The sequence below is a fragment of the Mesorhizobium sp. M7A.F.Ca.US.007.01.2.1 genome, assembly GCF_003998165.1.
In the GTDB taxonomy this organism is placed as follows: Bacteria; Pseudomonadota; Alphaproteobacteria; order Rhizobiales; family Rhizobiaceae; genus Mesorhizobium; species Mesorhizobium ciceri.
Genome location: NZ_RZQP01000004.1, coordinates 39,131 through 57,036 on the forward strand (window position 1 = coordinate 39,131; position 17,906 = coordinate 57,036).

Here is a 17,906-nt window from a genome sequence, read left to right on the forward strand (position 1 = left end):
AACCGGAGGCGGACCTCGCGCCTCCGGTCCAAGCGGCCCAAAAGGGTATCCCGTGACACTAGCACCGAACACGAGCTCTCTGGTCAGCAATGGCGTGACCGCGAGAGTTGAAGAAGGTCAGGCCGGTCGATCCGTCCTGAAAGTCATCGCCACACCGTTTCGGGCTGTGCCGCGCTCTCTCTCCATTACGCTCGGCTTCATGGTCTGGATCGCCGTCATCGGCGGCTGGTTCGCGCTGACCTATTCCGGAGCGGTCAAGGAAATGTTCCTGCCTCGCCCCGAATCCGTGTTGTCCACCACCATCAGCATGGCGCTTGACGGGTCGTTGTGGGAGCATGTTTTCGCCAGCGTCCAGGTGGTGTTGATCGGCTTCGTCCTTTCGAGCATCGTTGCGGTGCCGCTTGGATTGACGATGGGCACCTATCGCATCGTCCAGGCCGTTCTCGAACCGTTGGTCAATTTCATACGCTATCTGCCGGTGACGTCCTTCGTGCCGCTTTTCATCCTGTGGATCGGCATCGGCATCGAGCAGCGCGTTGCCGTCATCGTCTTCGGCGTCTTCTTCCAGCAGCTCGTCATGATCGCCGACAGCGCTCGCAGCGTCCAGCGCGACCTTGTCAACGCAGCCTATACGCTCGGCACGAAACGAGGCGACACGGTCTTCCACATCGTCTTTCCGGCCACGCTTCCGAGCGTGCTGGATGTGCTGCGCGTCACCATGGGCTGGGCCTGGACCTATCTCGTCGTGGCCGAACTCGTCGCCGCCCGCAGCGGACTTGGCTACATCTCGCTCAAAGCCATGCGCGGCTTTCAGGTCGACGTGATCTTCATGGCCATCGCCATGATCGGCATCCTTGGTCTTTGCACCGACCAATTGTTCCGGGGCATCCGCCGCCTCGTCGCTCCCTGGGCCAATTGAGGAACACGCACACATGGACGCCCTGAATCTTACGACGAAACCAAAGAGTTCCGACATAGGCATCGACAATGTGGTCCTGCGCTACGGCAAGGGTGACAATGCGGTGCTGGCGCTGGATGGCATTTCCTTTCACGTCGTGCCCAACGAATTCTGTGTGATCGTCGGCCCATCCGGCTGCGGCAAGTCGAGCCTGCTTTATCTCGTCGCCGGTCTTGAGGAGCGGACCGGCGGCATGATCGTAGTCGGCGGCAAGCCTGTTACCGAGCCGGGCCCGGATCGCGGCATGGTGTTTCAGGCATATACGCTGTTTCCCTGGCTTACGGTGGCGCAGAACGTCGAATATGGCCCGAAGCGGAAGGGCATTGCGCCGGCCGAGCGCAGGGTCATTGTCGAGCATTTTCTCCACGAGGTCGGTCTGGCAAAGTTCGCCAACCATTACCCGTCTCAGCTGTCGGGCGGCATGAAGCAGCGCGTTGCGATTGCGCGCGCGCTCGCCAATGATCCGGACGTGCTGCTGATGGATGAGCCTTTTGGAGCGCTCGACAGCCAAACCCGTCACAGCATGCAGAAGCTTTTGCTGAGGATCTGGGATCATTCCAAGAAGACGGTCCTGTTCGTTACCCATGACATCGACGAAGCGATCCTGCTGGCGGACAGGGTGCTCGTCATGTCCGGCCGGCCCGGTCAGATCAAGAAGGAAATCCGCGTAGGCCTCCCGCGTCCACGCAGCATGGATCTGGTCATGGAGCCGAACTTCATCGCCATGAAGCGGGAGATCCTCGAGCTCCTGAAGAACGACGAAGACGACGAGCACTAATGCATGTCGCTCAAAAGTGACCTCGGTTTTGGGCAGACGACATGCATGAAACAGACATCGGCAGTCTTCGGTGTGGATGATGAAACGGGCAAGGCATGAGCATCGAGGCGGCGGAATTTGACTATATCGTCATTGGCGCGGGCTCGGCCGGCTGTGTCTTGGCAAACAGGCTGAGCGCAGACCCGGCAGTTCGTGTCTGCCTGATCGAGGCGGGCGGCAGCGACGACCGCACCAGGGTGCGCGTGCCGGCCGGCATTCTCTCGCTCTACGGCAATCCGAACTTCGACTACGGCTACAAGGGCGTGCCGCAGCCGCTGCTCAACAACCGCCGCATACCGGTCAACCGGGGCAAGGTTCTTGGCGGGTCGAGTTCGATCAACTCGATGGTCTATATTCGTGGCGCCGCGCAGGACTACGATGAATGGGCAGCGCTTGGCTGTGCCGGGTGGTCCTATGCCGATGTCCTGCCCGTCTTCAAGAAATTGGAGCGGAACTGCCTGTTGCAGAGCCCCGCCTATCACGGATTCGACGGCGAATTGCTGGTCGACAATCCGCGCGATCCCAACGTGGTATCCAGCCTGTGGGTTGAGGCGGGCAGAGGCGTAGGCCTGCCCGAGAACCGCGACTTCAATGCCGGTGGCCAACTCGGCCTCGGCATCTACAACGTCACCCAGAACAGAGGCGAGCGCTTCTCGGCCTACAGCGCCTTTGTCCGGCCGATTCTCGGCCGCTCGAATCTACGGATATTGTCAGGCGTCGAGGTTCTTGATCTGGCGATTGAACGCGAGCGCGTCACCGGCGTCAACGTGATCAGGGAAGGCGCAACCCAACGGTTGGGGTGCCGAGCGGAGGTCGTCCTCAGCGCGGGTGCGATCGGATCGCCGCGCATTCTGCTTGCTTCCGGCGTCGGCCCGGCCGGGGAGCTGAAAGCAGCGGGGATTGAACCGGTCGCGAACCTGCCAGGCGTCGGTAAGAACTTGCGCGACCATGTCGATGGCATGATCACGGTGCGATCGAACAGCCGCAAGACGCTCGGCCTTTCACTTGCCAATCTTCCGGCGATGCTGGCGGCGCCGTTCCAGTATTTCGCCCGGCGCAAAGGCATGCTGACGACCAACTATGTCGAAGCCGGCGGCTTTGCCAGGACGAAGTATGCCGGGAGCATACCCGACATTCAGTTCCACTTCGTGCCGGGCTATCGCAGCCATCGCGGTCGGCTCGTCGAATATGGCCACGGCTATGCCGTGCACACCTGTGTGTTGAGACCCGGGAGCGTCGGCGAAATCACGCTTCAACGCGACGGCACCCGCCGCAATATGCTCATAGACCATCGCTTCTTCAGTGACGAACAGGATGCCCTGACCCTCGTCGAGGGCATAAAGGTCGCGCGTTCGATCCTGGCTTCGCCGGTTTTCGGCGGCATCCGCGGACCGGAAATCCTGCCTGGGCCCAACGTGAACACCGATGACGAGATTCTCGCCTATCTGCGTGCCGAGGCTCTTACCGTCTATCATCCGGTTGGCACGGCCAGGATGGGCAACGACGCCATGGCGGTGGTTGATCCCGCCGGTCTCAAGGTGCGCGGTTTCGACAATCTGCGCGTCGCTGATGCCTCCGTCATGCCGACATTGATCGGTGGCAACACCAATGCGCCATCCATGATGATTGGCGAAAAGGCGGCTATGGCAATACTGGCGTAGCCGTCTGCGCGCGGCCAATTCAGCATTTAGGAACAAGCTAACCACTGCCACATGAAATCGTAATTTTCGCTGCCCGGTCCCTCCAGTAAACCAACGATCAGACCTCCGCCGCATGCGCAGAAACTCTCGGGGAGAGCCAGAAAGGGCCGCTGAATGCCAGTCGAAACAGTAGACACGCTTGTTGTTGGCGGCGGCCAGGCGGGGCTGGCGATGAGCGAGCATCTGAGCAAGTGCGGCGTGCCCCATCTCGTGCTGGAGCGGGACCGCATCGCCGAACGCTGGCGTAGCGAGAGATGGGACTCGCTGGTTGCCAATGGTCCCGCCTGGCATGACCGTTTTCCCGGCATGGAATTTCCCAATGCCGGTCCGGATGCCTTTATCGGCAAGGAGAAGGTCGCCGACTATTTTGTCGCTTACGCCGACATGATCGCTGCCCCCATCCGCTGCGGCGTGGAGGTCAGGAAAGTGGAAAGGCTTGTCGGCCGTCCCGGCTTCCGGATCGAAACCTCGGATGGCGTGATCGAAGCCAGGAGCGTGGTTGCCGCCACCGGCGCTTTCCAGCATCCGGTCATCCCGGCCGTCGTTCCCGGGGACGCCGGACCTATGCAGATACATTCCAGCGCCTATCGCAATCCCGGCCAACTGCCCGCAGGCGCGGTGCTGGTGGTCGGCTCCGGGTCTTCGGGGGTGCAGATCGCCGACGAACTCCAGCGTGCGGGACGGCGGGTTTATCTCTCGGTCGGGCCGCACGATCGGCCGCCGCGGGCCTATCGCGAACGTGACTTCTGCTGGTGGCTGGGGGTTTTGGGCAAGTGGGACGCGCAGGCGCCTGCGCCCGGCACCGAACATGTCACCATCGCGGTCAGCGGCGCGCGTGGCGGCCAGACGATCGACTTCCGGCGCCTTGCCGCGCAAGGGATGACGCTGGTTGGCCGGACCGAATCCTACAGGCACGGTGTGATGATTTTCGCACCCGATCTGGCCAAGAATATCGCGCGCGGCGATGCGAATTACATGTCGGTTCTGGACGAGGCAGATGCCTATGTCGCCCGCAACGGCCTCGACCTTCCCCCAGAGCCCGAGGCCCGCAAGATCGGCCCGGACCCGCGATGCATGACCGATCCCATTCTCGAGCTGAACCTGTCGGAAGCCGGGATAGGTTCGATCATCTGGGCGACGGGATTCACCGTCGACTACAACTGGCTGAAGGTCGATGTGTTCGACGAAAGGGGCAAGCCGAAGCACCAGCGCGGTGTGTCGACCGAGCCCGGCATCTATTTCCTCGGACTGCCTTGGCAATCGCGCAGGGGGTCGAGCTTCATCTGGGGCGTCTGGCACGACGCGCAGCATGTGGCCGACCATATTTCCACGCAGCGCAAATACCTAGCCTACCATGCGTCCGCGAAGCGCGAGACCAAGGTGGCATAGACACGGCACCTCAAACGGGATGCCCCGACCTCGAGCCTGATCCGACGGAGACCAAGATGGCGCATACAAGAATTCGAAAGTTCAACACCAAGGACACTTATCCCGAGCAGAAGCTCGACAATGATCTGTGCCAGGCGGTCGTTACGCGGGGCGGCAGGACCGTCTATCTGCGCGGCCAATGTCCGCAGGACCTCGACACGGCCAAGAACATCGACAGCCATGATCCGGTCGAGCAGACACACAAGGTCATGCAGAACATCCGCCAGCTGATCGAGGAGTGCGGCGGCACCATGGAGCACCTGGTCAAGGTGGTGGTCTACATCACCGATGTGCGCCATCGTGAGGCGGTCTACCGTACCATGGGCGCGTATATCAGAGGCGTGCATCCCGTCTCGACCGGCCTTGTCGTGCAGGCCCTGGCGCGGCCGGACTGGCTGGTCGAGATCGACGGCACCGCCGTCATTCCGGACTGATTGCGATGACCTTTTCCATTGTCGCGCGGTGCGGCCGCACCGGCATGTTCGGGGTCGCGGTGTCCTCCTCGTCGCCTGCTGTTGCGGCGCGCTGCGCCTATGCGCAGGCGGGCGCCGGGGCCATTGCCAGCCAGAACGTCACCGATCCTACGCTTGGACTGCGCGGTCTCGAATTGCTGGCGCGCGGCGCGTCCGCGGCGGAGGCGATTGCCATATTGAAGCGCACCGGTGCCTATCCCGAATACCGGCAGGTGCTGGCTGTCGACGCCGCTGGAGCGACCGCGATCCATTCGGGTCCCAAAGCTCTTGGCATCTGGGCGGAGGCGCGAGCTGACAATGTCGCCTGCGGCGGCAACATGCTGGCCCATGATGGCGTGCCGCAAGCGATGGTCGAGGCCTTCCTGGCGTCGGAGGGGCATCTCGGCGACCGCCTCATCGCGACTATGCGCGCGGCGCTGACAGCCGGCGGCGAGGCTGGCCCTGTCCATTCCGCCGGCATGAAGCTGGTGCGTGAGGTGGCGTGGCCGGTCGCCGACCTGCGCTGCGACTGGACCGACGATTGTCCTATCGAGCAACTGGCGGCGCTGTGGCAACTCTACAAGCCACAGCTCGATGCCTATGTGACCCGCGCGATCAACCCATCCGATGCGCCGAGCTACGGCGTGCCGGGCGACGAATAGTCAAGACAGGGGTCACCTGCGATGAGTGAACTCAGCCACAAGGACTGGATCGGCAAGGCGTCCGCGATCCGTTTTCGTGACAAGGCGTTCATCGACGGCAAGACGGTCGCGGCGCGTTCGGGCCGGACCTTTGCCAGCGTCAATCCGGCAACGGGCGAGGTGCTGGCCGAAGTGGCGTCCTGCGGCGAGGAAGACATCGATCTGGCGGTTGCCGCCGCTAGGCGCAGCTTCAACGCCGGCGTCTGGTCGCGCACCAGCCCGGCGCACCGCAAGGAGGTGTTGCTGCGGCTGGCGCAGCTGCTGCGCGACAACCTGCATGAACTGGCCCTGCTTGAATCGCTGGACATGGGCAAACTGGTCAGGGATGCGGCCTCGGTCGACGTCCCCGGTTCGGCGGCGATCTTCCAATGGTATGGCGAGGCCATCGACAAGATCTATGGCGAGGTGGCGCCGACCGGCGAAGGCGATCTGGTGCTGGTGCGGCGCGAGCCGCTTGGCGTGGTCGGCGCGGTGGTGCCGTGGAACTTCCCGCTCGACATGGCGACCTGGAAGTGCGCGCCGGCGCTGGCGGCGGGCAATTCGGTGGTGCTGAAACCCGCCGAGCAGTCGCCTCTGTCGGCCCTGCTCCTGGCGGAGCTGGCGATGGAGGCGGGCCTGCCTGCCGGCGTGCTCAATGTTGTGCCCGGCCTTGGCGAAACCGCCGGCCAGGCGCTTGGCCGCCATATGGATGTGGATTGCCTCGCCTTCACCGGTTCGACCGCGGTGGGCAAGATGTTCCTGCAGTACTCCGGGCAGTCGAACATGAAGCAGGTCTGGCTGGAGACCGGCGGCAAGAGCCCCAACCTCGTCTTTGCCGACTGCGGGGATCTCGATGTGGTGGCCGATATGGCGGCCTTCGGCATCTTCTTCAACCAGGGCGAGGTCTGTTCCGCCAATTCACGCCTGCTCGTCCAGCGCGGCATCAAGGATGCCTTGGTGGAGAAACTGGTGCAGCGTGCGGCGGCCACGCAGCCCGGCGATCCGCTCGATCCGATTTCGAAAATGGGCGCGATGGTCGATAGTCGCCACGCCGCCAATGTCATGCGCTTCGTCGAGGCCGGTAAAAAGACCGCGCGCCTGGTCGCGGGCGGCGACATGGTCACGGTCAATGGGCGCGGCAGCTTTGTCCAGCCCACCATTTTCGACGATGTCACGCCTGCCGATCCGATTGCCCGCGACGAGATCTTCGGGCCGGTGCTTTCGGTCATTGCCTTCGATGACGAGGCCGACGCGATCCGCATCGCTAATGACAGCCCCTACGGGCTCGCCGCATCGCTGTGGACCGACAGCCTGTCGCGCGCGCACCGCATCGCCGGGCGGCTGCAGGCCGGCACAGTTTCCGTCAACAAGGTCGACGCTCTGAGCCCGATGACGCCGTTCGGTGGTTTCAAGCAATCCGGCTTCGGCCGCGACCTGTCGCTGCATGCGCTCGACAAGTACACCGCGCTCAAAACGACATGGATCAAATATTGATGGGCGCCTAGAGCGCATCGCGATCGAACGGATTCAAGTGATGCGCTTTAGGCCTTTGCTCCATGCATGTCGTTTGCGCAAAACCGGGGCCACTTTTGCGCGACATGCATTAGGCTTGATCGAAGCCCTCAAACCGGCAACATAGCCAGCCATGCCGCTACGCTTCACGCTCAGACAGCTGGAATATTTCGTTGCCGTGGGCGAAGCCGGCTCCATCGCCAAGGCGGCCGAGCAGGTCAATGTGTCGCCGCCATCGATTTCGGCCTCGATCGCGCAGTTGGAAACCGAGTTCGGCGTCCAGCTTTTTGTCCGCAAGCATTCGCACGGCCTCTCGCTCACCGCCGGTGGCCGCATCTTCCTCAAGGAAGCCGCCCGGCTGCTCAATGATGCCGATGCCTTGCATGACGTCGCCGGCGATTTTGCCGAGAAGGTGCGCGGCCCGCTGGCGGTGGGATGCCTGCTGACCTTTGCGCAGATCGTGCTGCCGGCGCTGCGCATGCGGTTCGAGCGTGCTTATCCCGATGTGCGCGTGCGCCAGTTCGAGCGCAATCAGGGGCAATTGCTTGAGATGCTGCAGCGCGGTGAAATCGACCTTGCCCTGACCTACGATCTCGAACTGTCGCAGGATATGACCTTCGAGCCGCTGATGTTGGTGCCGGCCTATGTCATGCTGCCGGCGGGCCATCGTTTCGCGGCCAAGGCGTCGATCACGACGGAGGAACTGGCCGACGAGCCGATGGTGCTGCTCGACCTGCCGTACAGCCGCGAATATTTCCTGTCGGCATTCCACCAGCGAGGGATCCGGCCCAACATTGCCGAGCGCACCGGCGACATTGCGGTCATGCGCTCCATGGTGGCCAACGGCTTCGGCTACGGCATCGCCAACATGCGGCCGCTCAACACGCTGGCGCCGGACGGCAAGCCGCTCGTCTTCGTGCCGTTGGACGGTGACCTGCGGCCGCTGACCATGGGCGTCGCCTTGCCCAATTCCGAACATCGTACGCAATCCGCCCAGGCGTTCATCGACCACTGCCGGCATTTTGTCGTCGAGCAAGGTGTGTTCGGCGCCGAGCGGGCCGTCGGCCAGGCAGCGCTTCCGCAGAAGTAGCGCCCGCTTACGCCAGTTGCTGGTCGGCAAGCCGCTTCAGCAATTTTTCCAGCATGTTGTCGCAGCGGCGCATCTGCTCGACGCTGACGAATTCGTCCGGCTTGTGCCCTTGCGCCATCGACCCCGGTCCGCACACGACCGTCGGCGTGCCGAGATCGCGGCTGAACAGGCCGCCTTCCGTGCCGAAGGCCATCTTGATGGTATTGTTGGCGCCGGTCAGCGATTTGACGAAGGCGACGGCTTGCGAACTGGCTGGCGTGTCCAGGCCGGGATAGGTGTTGGTGATGTCGATGTCGATTGCTGCCTCGGGCGCGATGGTCGAGGCTTCGGAAGCAATATGAGCAGCCTCCTTGCGCAGGCGGTCGAGAATCTCGTGCGGGTCGTCGGCTGCGACATTGCGGATCTCGAAGTCGACCTGGCAAAGGTTCGGCACGATGTTCAGCGCCACGCCTGCGTTGATCTTGCCGACATGGACGGTCGTGTATGAGATGTCGTAGTCGCCGTCGCGGGCGCCATCGCGCACCAGCCGGTCCTGTTCGCGGCGCAAGGCGGCGACGAAGTCGCAGCCGAGATGGATGGCGTTGAGCGCCAGCGGGGCCAGCGCCGAATGGCCTTCGCGCCCCTTGCAAAGCGCGCGTGCGGCAAGCTTGCCCTTGTGCCCCGTCGCCACCTGCATATCGGTCGGCTCGCCGACAATGCATAGCAGCGGCCGATGCGGGGCCGCTTGCAGCATGTCGACCAGGCTGCGCACACCGATGCAGCCGATCTCCTCGTCGTAGGAGAGTGCCAGGTGCAGAGGCGTCTTCAGCGTCATTTTCGCGGCCTTGAGGCACGCGGCGAGCGCGCAGGCCACAAAACCCTTCATGTCGGCCGCGCCGCGTCCGTAAAGCTTGCCGTCACGGTTCGTCATCTCGAAGGGCGGCAGCGTCCAGGCCTGGCCGTCGACGGGAACGACGTCGGTGTGACCGGACAGCATGATGCCGGAAGCATCAGTCGGTCCGATGGTGGCAAAGAGGTTGGCCTTGTGGCCGTCCTCGCTGTGGATGATCTGGCTGGCAGTGCCGTGTGCGTCTAGCAGGTCCGCCACGTAGTTGACGAGGGCGAGGTTCGAGTCGCGGCTCACCGTCGGGAATGCGAGCAGCTTTTCGAGGATCTGGATGCTGTCCATGCGTCTTGTGTCTCATTGGCCGTCGGTACTTCTAGCATCGCGTGGCCGGGGCCTTGAAGTCGCATTTGGCTCAGTCGGGATTCAGCGGATGCTAATCCGGATGTGTGCGATTAGGCGCGGCCTAACCGGCACAGAAGAAATCTGTTGTTTTCCGGCGCTTGCCGCAACTTATGAATGGTCTCACGGCATCAACCCACTGGGCTGGCCGGCTTGCGTCACGCCTCGAAACCATGATCGGGCGTGCTGCAGGGCGACGCTGGCAGGAAGGCACGTTCCATGCGCGATCCGCGTTATGATATTCTGTTTGAGCCCGTGAAGATCGGTCCGGTGACCGCCAAGAACCGCTTCTATCAGGTGCCGCATTGCAATGGCGGCGGCTATCGCGACCCTTCGGCCGCGGCCGAGATGCGCCGCACCAAGTCGGAAGGCGGCTGGGGCGTCATCTTCACCGAGCAAACCGAGATGCACCACACATCGGAGATCACGCCCTTCATCGAGCTCAGGCTGTGGGACGATGCCGATATTCCGGCGCTGGCGAAGATGGCCAAGGCAATGCACCAGCATGGCGCGCTGGCCGGCATCCAGCTGGCCTACTCAGGCATCAACGGGCCGAACCTCTACACCAAGGAAGTGCCGCGCGGGCCGTCGGCCCTGCCGATCCGCACCTTCACCAACGATCCGGTGCAGGCGCGCGCCATGGACAAGCAGGATATTCGCGACCTGCGCCGCTGGCATCGCAATGCCTTCAAACGGGCGAGGCTCGCGGGCTTCGATTTGGTGTGCCTCTACGGCGCGCATGGCTTCGGCATCATCCAGCACTTCCTGTCCACGGCCACCAACCAGCGCAGCGACGAATATGGCGGCTCGCTGGAGAACCGCTCGCGGCTGATGCGTGAGCTGATCGAAGAGGGCAGGGACGCTATCGGCGACACGTGCGGCCTGACGCTGCGGCTGTCGCTGGACGAGATGATCGGTGAGCTCGGCTTCGCCAATTCCGAAGTGCGCGACATGATCGAGATGCATGCCGATCTGCCCGACCTCTGGGACCTGGCGCATGGCGCCTGGGAGGACTGCTCCGGGCCGTCGCGGTTCAAGGAGGAGGGCGCGCAGGAGAGCCTGGTGTCCGGCATCAAGAAACTGACCTCGAAGCCGGTCGTAGGCGTCGGTCGCTTCACCTCGCCGGATGTGATGGTGAAGATGATCAAGTCCGGCACGCTGGATTTCATCGGCTGCGCGCGCCCATCGATTGCCGATCCCTTCCTGCCGAAGAAGGTGGAGGAGGGGCGCATCGAGGACATTCGCGAATGCATCGGCTGCAACATCTGCATCACCGGCGACATGACCATGTCGATCTCGCGCTGCACGCAGAACCCGACCTTCATGGAGGAATGGCGCAAGGGCTGGCATCCCGAACGCATGCAGGCCAAGGGCGATAGCGACAGCGTGCTGATCGTCGGCGCCGGCCCGGCCGGGCTGGAGGCGGCGCGTGCGCTCGGCCTGCGCGGCTATCAGGTGGCCATCGCCGAGGCCGGCACCGAACTTGGCGGCCGCGTGGCGCGCGAGTGCCGCTTGCCTGGTCTCTCGGCATGGGGACGCGTGCGCGACTACCGCCAGTACCAGATCAGCCAGATGTCCAATGTCGACGTCTATTTCGAAAGCCGATTGTCGGCGCAGGAGATACTGGACTTCGGCTTTCAGAACATTGCGCTTGCCACCGGCTCGACATGGCGCCGAGACGGCGTGGCGCGCGCGCATGTCGTGCCGATGCCGATCGACCCGGCCATGCCGGTCTACACGCCGGACGATCTGATGGCCGGCACTGTGCCGACCGGCAGTGTCGTGCTGTTCGACGACGACCACTACTACATGGGTGGCGTTCTGGCCGAGCTGATGGCGCGCCAGGGCGCGAAGGTGACGCTGGTGACGCCGTCGGCCTATGTATCCGACTGGACCCGCAACACGCTGGAGCAGGGCGCCGTCCATCGCCGGCTGGCCGAACTCGGCGTCGAGATCGTGCTGAACCGGACTGTGACGCGCATCGTGCCGGGCGGTGTTGCCACGGCGTGCGCCTATACGGGCAGCCAATTTGACATCGCCGCGGACGCCGTGGTGCTGGTCACGTCACGCCACCAGGACGATAGTGTCTGGCAGGAATTGAAGGCGCGGCGGGACGAATGGGCCGACAGCGGAATCCGCTCGATCAAAATCATCGGCGACGCCGAGGCGCCGGGTCCGATCGCCTGGGCAACCTATGCCGGTCACCGCTTCGCGCGCGAGCTGGATGAAGCCGATATCGGCGACGCACTGCCCTTCCGCCGCGAGGTCACGGCGTTGGCCGCGGAATAGGGCGCCTGCGGTTCGCTGCAGGCGACAGGGTCATCGCGTGAAGGGCGGATTTCAGCGCCGCTGCAGTGCTCGACCAGCAGGTTCTTTTAAAGTGCATAGCTGCGGGAATGGCTGTTGTCGCTACTCATCGTCGTCTTCGGTTTCCGGCTTAGGAGCCATGGCCTTAATGAAGGCATCTTCTACAGTGCGCGGAACTCTTCGACGGTCGGACATTTCAGATATTGCCTGTGCGATTGCTCCAACAGACGCCTTTCCGTCGATGCTTACGGTAGCTGTCAGATCTACAAATGTCGCAATTGCGTTTCGATAAAGCGCCGAGACCAAAAACCCAACGGGCTGACCGGAAGGTAAAACCAAGTGCTCCCGTCCAACTGGCTCGCCATGGAGAAAATTGTTTCTCGCTTGGTAAGCGAGAGCATACAGATAGCTGGGAAATGCTTTTCTTACGACGCTCTTTTTGCTCAACCGCACATCATGGACTTTTTCGCGAACTGCTTCACGCTCCCATTCACCGCGTTCAATCAATGCAAATACTTTCGCGCGGTTGGCTTCACCGCCAGGGCCAGGGTGCACGAGTATCTCAAATGCGCTTATCCAAAGCGACAGGGATCGGCCCCAGTCATATATCGTGGCGCCCGCGCTTTGCGGCATTTGCATTGCGGCATTAGCAGCGTTCAGAGAGCGAAATAGCGCAAGTTGTTCCCAGTGTGGCGTTCCGCCGGAAAATCTCTTCCTCCACCAGTCTAGCAAAACTTTTAGTAACGCTTCATCAATGTCCCAATCGCGAATCTGGACGACCGAAAGTCCTGGCGAGGAAAGCCCCCTAAATCCTTTGATCTGATGAAGTGCGCTTACGGCCGGAGTGTTCGCGATGAGGTGCTCGCCATTCCGATCGACCATCCAAGGATAAAGATCGAAAGAGTCAGAGTACATCGGTCGGGAATAATTGCGATGAGTTATGGCCGCAGCGCGTGCAAATGGGATGATGGACGCGGCAACGGCATCTCGAAAACCCGAGACAGCTTCGCTGTTGAGAAACTCGGCGGGCGTATCAGATCTCGCAACGAGCGCTGCGGGCGTAATCCTCACTCCGTGGCTGTTTGTAAACCTTCGGAAGAATGCTTTTAGATTTGGCTGCAGGGCAAAATTATCGGACAGGCGCGCGTCATCGCTGCCGATCATGGAGAATTGTTCTCCCTCAATCGGGTCTGTGACGACGATGTTCGGAAGCGCAGCGAGAATATTCCAACTCATCAAAGAAGCTCATTTCCCGGCATGATTATTTAGCGGTCGGCGCGACGCACATAAGCCTCGGCCGATCTAGGATATCGGTAGTGCGACTCTTTTCATGATCGGCTGATTGGCATCCAACGAAGCCGCAGACAATTGGATTCCGAATGATCTAGCGTTGCGCCGCTGCTCCCCGTCGATTTCTCTCCAACTCAACTCGACCAAAATTGGCGATAACGCTCTCACCCTCTTTATAGACTTTCAGCGCGAGATCTGAAGCATTGCTCAGCGTGTTGAGCGGCACACGTTTGATCGCTCGGCTTTTACGATCAGTAGCCTTCAATAATTTCGCAACGCTATTGGTCGCTAGAACATGTTCTCCACCGCTGTCGATAACCATACTGTGGGCGGCGAGGTTCCGAGCCCGGTTTACTTTTTCAACGCCGTCTGCGTAACGCAGGACTGGCTTCTTCCATTCGTCGTTGGATATCTGCGTGACAAATGCCTTCAGGATTTCAACTTTTCGGGCCGGGTCCAGGGCAGCGACAACCGCGAGTGTCAGCGCCTTCCCGCCAAGAGATAGAGCTGCCACCAAGACGGCATTTAACTGATTGTCTAAGAGTGAAGCCATGAGTACGATTCGGCCCACGACTTCACAGATCTCTTTTTCAGCTTCAGTCTCAGATTTCTTGTCGATCATTTTTCGTCCTCAGATCTGGTGCCGTTGCCGCCGTTGTAATCTCAACGCGATCAGCGCCATAGGCTGCTTGATCTCTGCCTTGGTTCCAGTTGCTGTTCCGGTCGTCTCAAACCGATTGACGTAGTGAATGCGTTAGCCGCAGTCGGTCCTACTGCCGCCAAAATCACAGCTATCCATTTCCAGCGTCCACCTCTATAGGCCTGCCAAGGCGTAGCGAGCACCGCTCTCTCTCGATACCGCATTGCACAATTCCCTCGCTTAGTCACAATGCAGGCATGGTTCGAACCGCACTCGCCGTCCTGGTGATCGATGAAAACCGCATCCGCGCCGCGATCATCGAGGCGGGTTTGCGCGAGGCCGGCCATGAGCGGGTCACCGTCATCCATGATGTGACCGGCATTGCGCGGCGGATCGCCGAGATCGAGCCCGATGTCATCGTCATCGATCTCGAAAACCCGAATCGCGACATGCTGGAAAACATGTTCCAGCTGTCGCGTGCCGTAAAACGGCCGATCGCCATGTTCGTCGACCGCTCCGACCAGGCCTCGATCGAGGCGGCGGTCGATGCCGGCGTTTCGGCCTATGTCGTCGACGGTCTGCGGCAAGAGCGCGTCAAGCCGATCCTCGACATGGCGGTCAGCCGCTTCAACGCCTTTTCGCGCATGGCACGCGAACTGGAAGAGGTTCGCGGCGAGCTCGAGAGCCGCAAGGTGATCGACCGTGCCAAGGGCATCCTGATGAAATCGCGCGGCCTCTCCGAAGAGGCGGCCTACACGCTGCTGCGCAAGACGGCGATGAACCAGAACCGCAAGATCGGCGACATCGCCCAAAGCCTGGTGACTGCCGCGGGGCTGCTGGGACCGGCGGAGGACGAATGAGCATGACTGCCGAGCACCAGATCACCGCCGGCTTCATGCCGCTTTTCGACAGCGCCGTGCTGGTCGCGGCCGGCGAGCTTGGCTTCGCCGCGCAAGAAGGCATCGATCTGAAGCTGCACCGCGAGACATCCTGGGCCAACATCCGCGACCGCATCGCCATCGGCCACTTCCATCTCGCGCATATGCTGGGACCGATGCCGCTCGCCTGCAATCTCGGGCTGACGCCGCTGGCCTCGGAAACCATCGTGCCGTTCTCGCTCGGCCTCGGCGGCAATTGCGTCACCATCTCCAATGCCGTTTGGGCCGGTATGGCGGCACACGGCGCCGAGGCCGACCTAGACCCGGCGCGCGCCGGTGCCGCACTTGGCGCGCTCATTCGCGAGCGCGCTGCGGCCGGTGGCGATCCGCTGCGCTTTGCCGTGGTGCATCCGCATTCCGGGCACAATTACGAATTGCGCTACTGGCTCGCCGCCTGCGGCATCGATCCGAGCCAAGAGATTGAGATCGTCATCGTGCCGCCGCCCTTCATGGCCGATGCGCTGGCCGCCGGCCGCATCGACGGCTACTGCGTCGGCGAACCCTGGAACAGCGCTGCGGTGGCCGCCGGCACCGGCCACATCGTCACCGTCAAGGCGCGGATATGGCGCAACAGCCCGGAGAAGGTGATCGGCGTGCGCAAGGCTTGGGCAGATGAAAACCCCGAGGCCTTGGCGGCGCTGCTGCGCGCGCTGCATCACTCGGCGCGCTGGTGCCAGGATCCGGCCAACCATGGCGAACTGGCCGGGGTGATGGCGCAGGCCGGCTTCCTCGGCCTGCCGCCGACCGTGCAGATGCCGATCCTGACCGGCCATCTCCAACTGGGCGGCGGTGCGGAGCGGACCATCGACGACTTCTTCCTCCCCTTCGACAAGGCGGCGAACTTTCCGTGGAAGAGCCATGCGCTGTGGTTCTACACGCAGATGGTGCGCTGGGGGCACGTGGCGCACACGCCTGAAAGCCTTGCCATCGCCCGCGATTGCTACCGTCCCGACCTCTACCGTTCGGCGCTGAAGCCGCTCGGCGTCGCGCTTCCCGGCGCCAATTCGAAAGTCGAGGGTGCGCTCCAAATTGCCACCGCGGTCGGCGCGACAGGCGCCGGCCTTGTGCTCGGTCCTGACGGTTTCTTCGACGGTCAGATCTTCGATCCTGACGAGATCGATGCGTACATTACCGGCCAGAAATCTGCCGAGATTCAGGCCTGATCATTTCCGCGCCATCCTTGTGCATTGCACAAAAATTGTGCGCGCGATTGCCCTAATGAACAATCTTTGGCCTTCCGGCCATAGGGTTCAGTGCGCCGGCGATCAGCGCAGGCTGCGGATTTCATTGGCCTTTTTCACCTCTCTCAAAACTGGCACGGTTCCTGCTTTGAAATAGACAGGCCCTTTGCGGGTCACGGAACAGGCGTCCAATGGCGGGCGCCACAGGCAAAGCTGCCGCTCAGGTTCATGCGCGCTCCCGGTCACCCGGACGCGAAGACCTGGCTGGCGGCTTTTTTGTTTTGATCAACACGCAATCGACGACGCGGATCTCAAGCCGCGCCCAACCGGAGACGACGATGACGAAACGGATCAGGACTGGAACGACCCTCAAGGACATGACGCGCCGCGATTTTCTGGTCAGCAGCGCGATGACGGCCGGCCTGTTCGTGGCGGCCCGCAAGCTCTTCCCTTCCGGCGCCTATGCCGCGACCGCCACTCCGGAGGTCACCGGCGCCAAGCTCGGCTTCATTGCCCTCACCGATGCGGCCCCGCTGATGATCGCCAAGGAGAAGGGGCTGTTCGCCAAGTTCGGCATGCCCGATGTCGAGGTGCTCAAGCAGGCCTCCTGGGGTGCGACACGCGACAATCTGATGCTCGGCGGCGCGGCCAACGGCATCGACGGCGCTCATATCCTGACACCGCTGCCTTACCTCATGCACACCGGCAAGGTGACGCAGAACAACCAGCCGATGCCGATGGCGATCGTGGCTCGGCTCAACTACGACTGCCAGGGCATTTCGGTCGCCCAGGAATATGCCGGCACCGGTGTCGGCCTCGACGCCTCGAAGCTGAAAGACGCCTTCGCTGCCAAGAAGGCGACCGGCAAGGAAATCAAGGCCGCCATGACCTTCCCGGGCGGTACGCATGATCTGTGGCTGCGCTATTGGCTGGCCGCCGGCGGCATCGATCCCGACAAGGACGTCTCGACCATCGTCGTGCCGCCGCCGCAGATGGTGGCCAACATGAAGGTCGGCAATATGGACGTGTTCTGCGTCGGCGAGCCGTGGAACGAGCAACTCGTCCACCAGGGCGTGGGCTTCACCGCCGCCACGACAGGCGAATTGTGGAAGGGCCATCCCGAAAAGGCGCTCGGCCTGCGCGCCGAATTCATCGAGAAATATCCGAACGCCACCAAGGCGATCCTGATGGCCGTCATGGAAGCCCAGCAATGGTGCGAGGCCACCGAGAACAAGGACGAGATGGCCGCTATCATCGGCAAGCGGCAATGGATGAACGTGCCCGTCGCCGACATCATCGGCCGCCTCAAGGGCGACATCAACTATGGCAATGGCCGCGTCGCCAACGGCACCGATCTCTCCATGAAGTTCTGGAAGGGCGGCGTCTCTTATCCGTTCAAGAGCCATGATGCGTGGTTCCTTGCCGAGAACATCCGCTGGGGCAAGTTCGCGCCGACCACCGACATCAACGCGCTGGTCGACCAGGTCAACCGCGAGGATCTGTGGCGCGAGGCGGCCAAGGATCTCGGCGTCGCGGCAGCCGACGTTCCGGCGTCGTCGTCGCGCGGCGTCGAGACCTTTTTCGACGGCAAGATTTTCGATCCGGCCAACCCGTCCGCCTATCTCGACAGCCTGAAGATCAAGGCATCGGCGTAGCCTGATCTACCTGCCCCCAAGGAGTTTTCCCCA

The 17,906-nt window shown here is 62.3% G+C and carries 15 protein-coding genes; 12 read left to right on the forward strand and 3 right to left on the reverse strand.

Going from position 1 to position 17,906, the window contains the following annotated elements; translation table 11 throughout:
• Positions 1-52: 52 nt before the first annotated feature.
• The 8 genes from EN949_RS01370 (at position 53) to EN949_RS01405 (ending at position 8,637) form a co-directional block, all read left to right on the forward strand.
• Complete coding sequence (locus EN949_RS01370; protein WP_024503974.1) at positions 53-919, forward strand: ABC transporter permease; 867 nt, start codon at positions 53-55, stop codon at positions 917-919.
• 13 nt (positions 920-932) lie between these two features.
• On the forward strand, positions 933-1,736 hold the full coding sequence (locus EN949_RS01375) for an ABC transporter ATP-binding protein (protein ID WP_013530446.1): 804 nt from the start codon (positions 933-935) through the stop codon (positions 1,734-1,736).
• A gap of 95 nt (positions 1,737-1,831) precedes the next feature.
• Positions 1,832-3,436 carry a GMC family oxidoreductase N-terminal domain-containing protein gene (locus EN949_RS01380; protein ID WP_063168706.1) on the forward strand — a complete coding sequence of 535 codons (1,605 nt, stop codon included), beginning with the start codon at positions 1,832-1,834 and terminating at the stop codon, positions 3,434-3,436.
• Positions 3,437-3,589: 153 nt separating this feature from the next.
• Positions 3,590-4,864, forward strand: coding sequence for an NAD(P)/FAD-dependent oxidoreductase (locus EN949_RS01385; RefSeq protein ID WP_063168705.1), 1,275 nt, complete (start codon positions 3,590-3,592; stop codon positions 4,862-4,864).
• 56 nt (positions 4,865-4,920) lie between these two features.
• Positions 4,921-5,337: a RidA family protein gene (locus EN949_RS01390; RefSeq protein WP_063168704.1), complete on the forward strand. Its 417-nt coding sequence runs from the start codon at positions 4,921-4,923 to the stop codon at positions 5,335-5,337.
• 5 nt (positions 5,338-5,342) lie between these two features.
• Positions 5,343-6,017, forward strand: coding sequence for a DUF1028 domain-containing protein (locus EN949_RS01395; RefSeq protein WP_013530450.1), 675 nt, complete (start codon positions 5,343-5,345; stop codon positions 6,015-6,017).
• Positions 6,018-6,038: 21 nt separating this feature from the next.
• Positions 6,039-7,529 carry an aldehyde dehydrogenase gene (locus tag EN949_RS01400; RefSeq protein WP_024503970.1) on the forward strand — a complete coding sequence of 497 codons (1,491 nt, stop codon included), beginning with the start codon at positions 6,039-6,041 and terminating at the stop codon, positions 7,527-7,529.
• Positions 7,530-7,680: 151 nt separating this feature from the next.
• Positions 7,681-8,637: a LysR family transcriptional regulator gene (locus EN949_RS01405; protein WP_063168703.1), complete on the forward strand. Its 957-nt coding sequence runs from the start codon at positions 7,681-7,683 to the stop codon at positions 8,635-8,637.
• 7 nt (positions 8,638-8,644) lie between these two features.
• Here EN949_RS01405 and argE read toward each other — a convergent pair whose 3' ends face one another.
• Positions 8,645-9,805, reverse strand: coding sequence for an acetylornithine deacetylase (gene argE, locus EN949_RS01410; RefSeq protein ID WP_063168702.1), 1,161 nt, complete (start codon positions 9,803-9,805; stop codon positions 8,645-8,647).
• A gap of 276 nt (positions 9,806-10,081) precedes the next feature.
• On the opposite strand from argE, the gene EN949_RS01415 reads away from it, so the two are divergent.
• Positions 10,082-12,151, forward strand: coding sequence for an NAD(P)-binding protein (locus EN949_RS01415; protein ID WP_063168701.1), 2,070 nt, complete (start codon positions 10,082-10,084; stop codon positions 12,149-12,151).
• Between the two features lie 120 nt (positions 12,152-12,271).
• Here the strand turns inward: EN949_RS01415 and EN949_RS01420 are convergent, their stop codons facing one another.
• Together EN949_RS01420 and EN949_RS01425 are read right to left on the reverse strand one after the other, a co-directional pair.
• On the reverse strand, positions 12,272-13,405 hold the full coding sequence (locus tag EN949_RS01420; protein WP_063168700.1) for a hypothetical protein: 1,134 nt from the start codon (positions 13,403-13,405) through the stop codon (positions 12,272-12,274).
• A gap of 148 nt (positions 13,406-13,553) precedes the next feature.
• Positions 13,554-14,081, reverse strand: coding sequence for a hypothetical protein (locus EN949_RS01425; protein WP_063168699.1), 528 nt, complete (start codon positions 14,079-14,081; stop codon positions 13,554-13,556).
• A 275-nt stretch (positions 14,082-14,356) separates the two neighbouring features.
• Here EN949_RS01425 and EN949_RS01430 point away from each other — a divergent pair, with 275 nt between their 5' ends.
• The 3 genes from EN949_RS01430 to EN949_RS01440 all read left to right on the forward strand — a co-directional run bounded on the left by EN949_RS01430 (position 14,357) and on the right by EN949_RS01440 (position 17,873).
• Positions 14,357-14,959, forward strand: a complete 603-nt coding sequence (locus EN949_RS01430; protein WP_013530455.1) for an ANTAR domain-containing response regulator — start codon at positions 14,357-14,359, stop codon at positions 14,957-14,959.
• A gap of 2 nt (positions 14,960-14,961) precedes the next feature.
• The gene (locus tag EN949_RS01435; protein ID WP_064992545.1) at positions 14,962-16,200 is read left to right on the forward strand and encodes a CmpA/NrtA family ABC transporter substrate-binding protein; all 1,239 of its coding nucleotides are present in this window, start codon (positions 14,962-14,964) and stop codon (positions 16,198-16,200) included.
• Positions 16,201-16,556: 356 nt separating this feature from the next.
• Positions 16,557-17,873 (forward strand): CmpA/NrtA family ABC transporter substrate-binding protein, encoded by a 1,317-nt coding sequence (locus EN949_RS01440; protein WP_013530457.1) that lies wholly within the window; start codon positions 16,557-16,559, stop codon positions 17,871-17,873.
• The last annotated feature ends 33 nt before the right edge of the window (positions 17,874-17,906 follow it).

Bases quoted from the DNA above. Each gene is read 5' to 3' on its own strand.
- EN949_RS01375 (WP_013530446.1), top strand. From the start codon at position 933: ATGGACGCCCTGAATCTTACGACGAAACCAAAGAGTTCCGACATAGGC.
- EN949_RS01380 (WP_063168706.1), top strand. From the start codon at position 1,832: ATGAGCATCGAGGCGGCGGAATTTGACTATATCGTCATTGGCGCGGGC.
- EN949_RS01385 (WP_063168705.1), top strand. From the start codon at position 3,590: ATGCCAGTCGAAACAGTAGACACGCTTGTTGTTGGCGGCGGCCAGGCG.
- EN949_RS01390 (WP_063168704.1), top strand. From the start codon at position 4,921: ATGGCGCATACAAGAATTCGAAAGTTCAACACCAAGGACACTTATCCC.
- EN949_RS01395 (WP_013530450.1), top strand. From the start codon at position 5,343: ATGACCTTTTCCATTGTCGCGCGGTGCGGCCGCACCGGCATGTTCGGG.
- EN949_RS01400 (WP_024503970.1), top strand. From the start codon at position 6,039: ATGAGTGAACTCAGCCACAAGGACTGGATCGGCAAGGCGTCCGCGATC.
- EN949_RS01405 (WP_063168703.1), top strand. From the start codon at position 7,681: ATGCCGCTACGCTTCACGCTCAGACAGCTGGAATATTTCGTTGCCGTG.
- argE (WP_063168702.1), bottom strand. From the start codon at position 9,805: ATGGACAGCATCCAGATCCTCGAAAAGCTGCTCGCATTCCCGACGGTG.
- EN949_RS01415 (WP_063168701.1), top strand. From the start codon at position 10,082: ATGCGCGATCCGCGTTATGATATTCTGTTTGAGCCCGTGAAGATCGGT.
- EN949_RS01420 (WP_063168700.1), bottom strand. From the start codon at position 13,405: ATGAGTTGGAATATTCTCGCTGCGCTTCCGAACATCGTCGTCACAGAC.
- EN949_RS01425 (WP_063168699.1), bottom strand. From the start codon at position 14,081: ATGATCGACAAGAAATCTGAGACTGAAGCTGAAAAAGAGATCTGTGAA.
- EN949_RS01430 (WP_013530455.1), top strand. From the start codon at position 14,357: ATGGTTCGAACCGCACTCGCCGTCCTGGTGATCGATGAAAACCGCATC.
- EN949_RS01435 (WP_064992545.1), top strand. From the start codon at position 14,962: ATGACTGCCGAGCACCAGATCACCGCCGGCTTCATGCCGCTTTTCGAC.
- EN949_RS01440 (WP_013530457.1), top strand. From the start codon at position 16,557: ATGACGAAACGGATCAGGACTGGAACGACCCTCAAGGACATGACGCGC.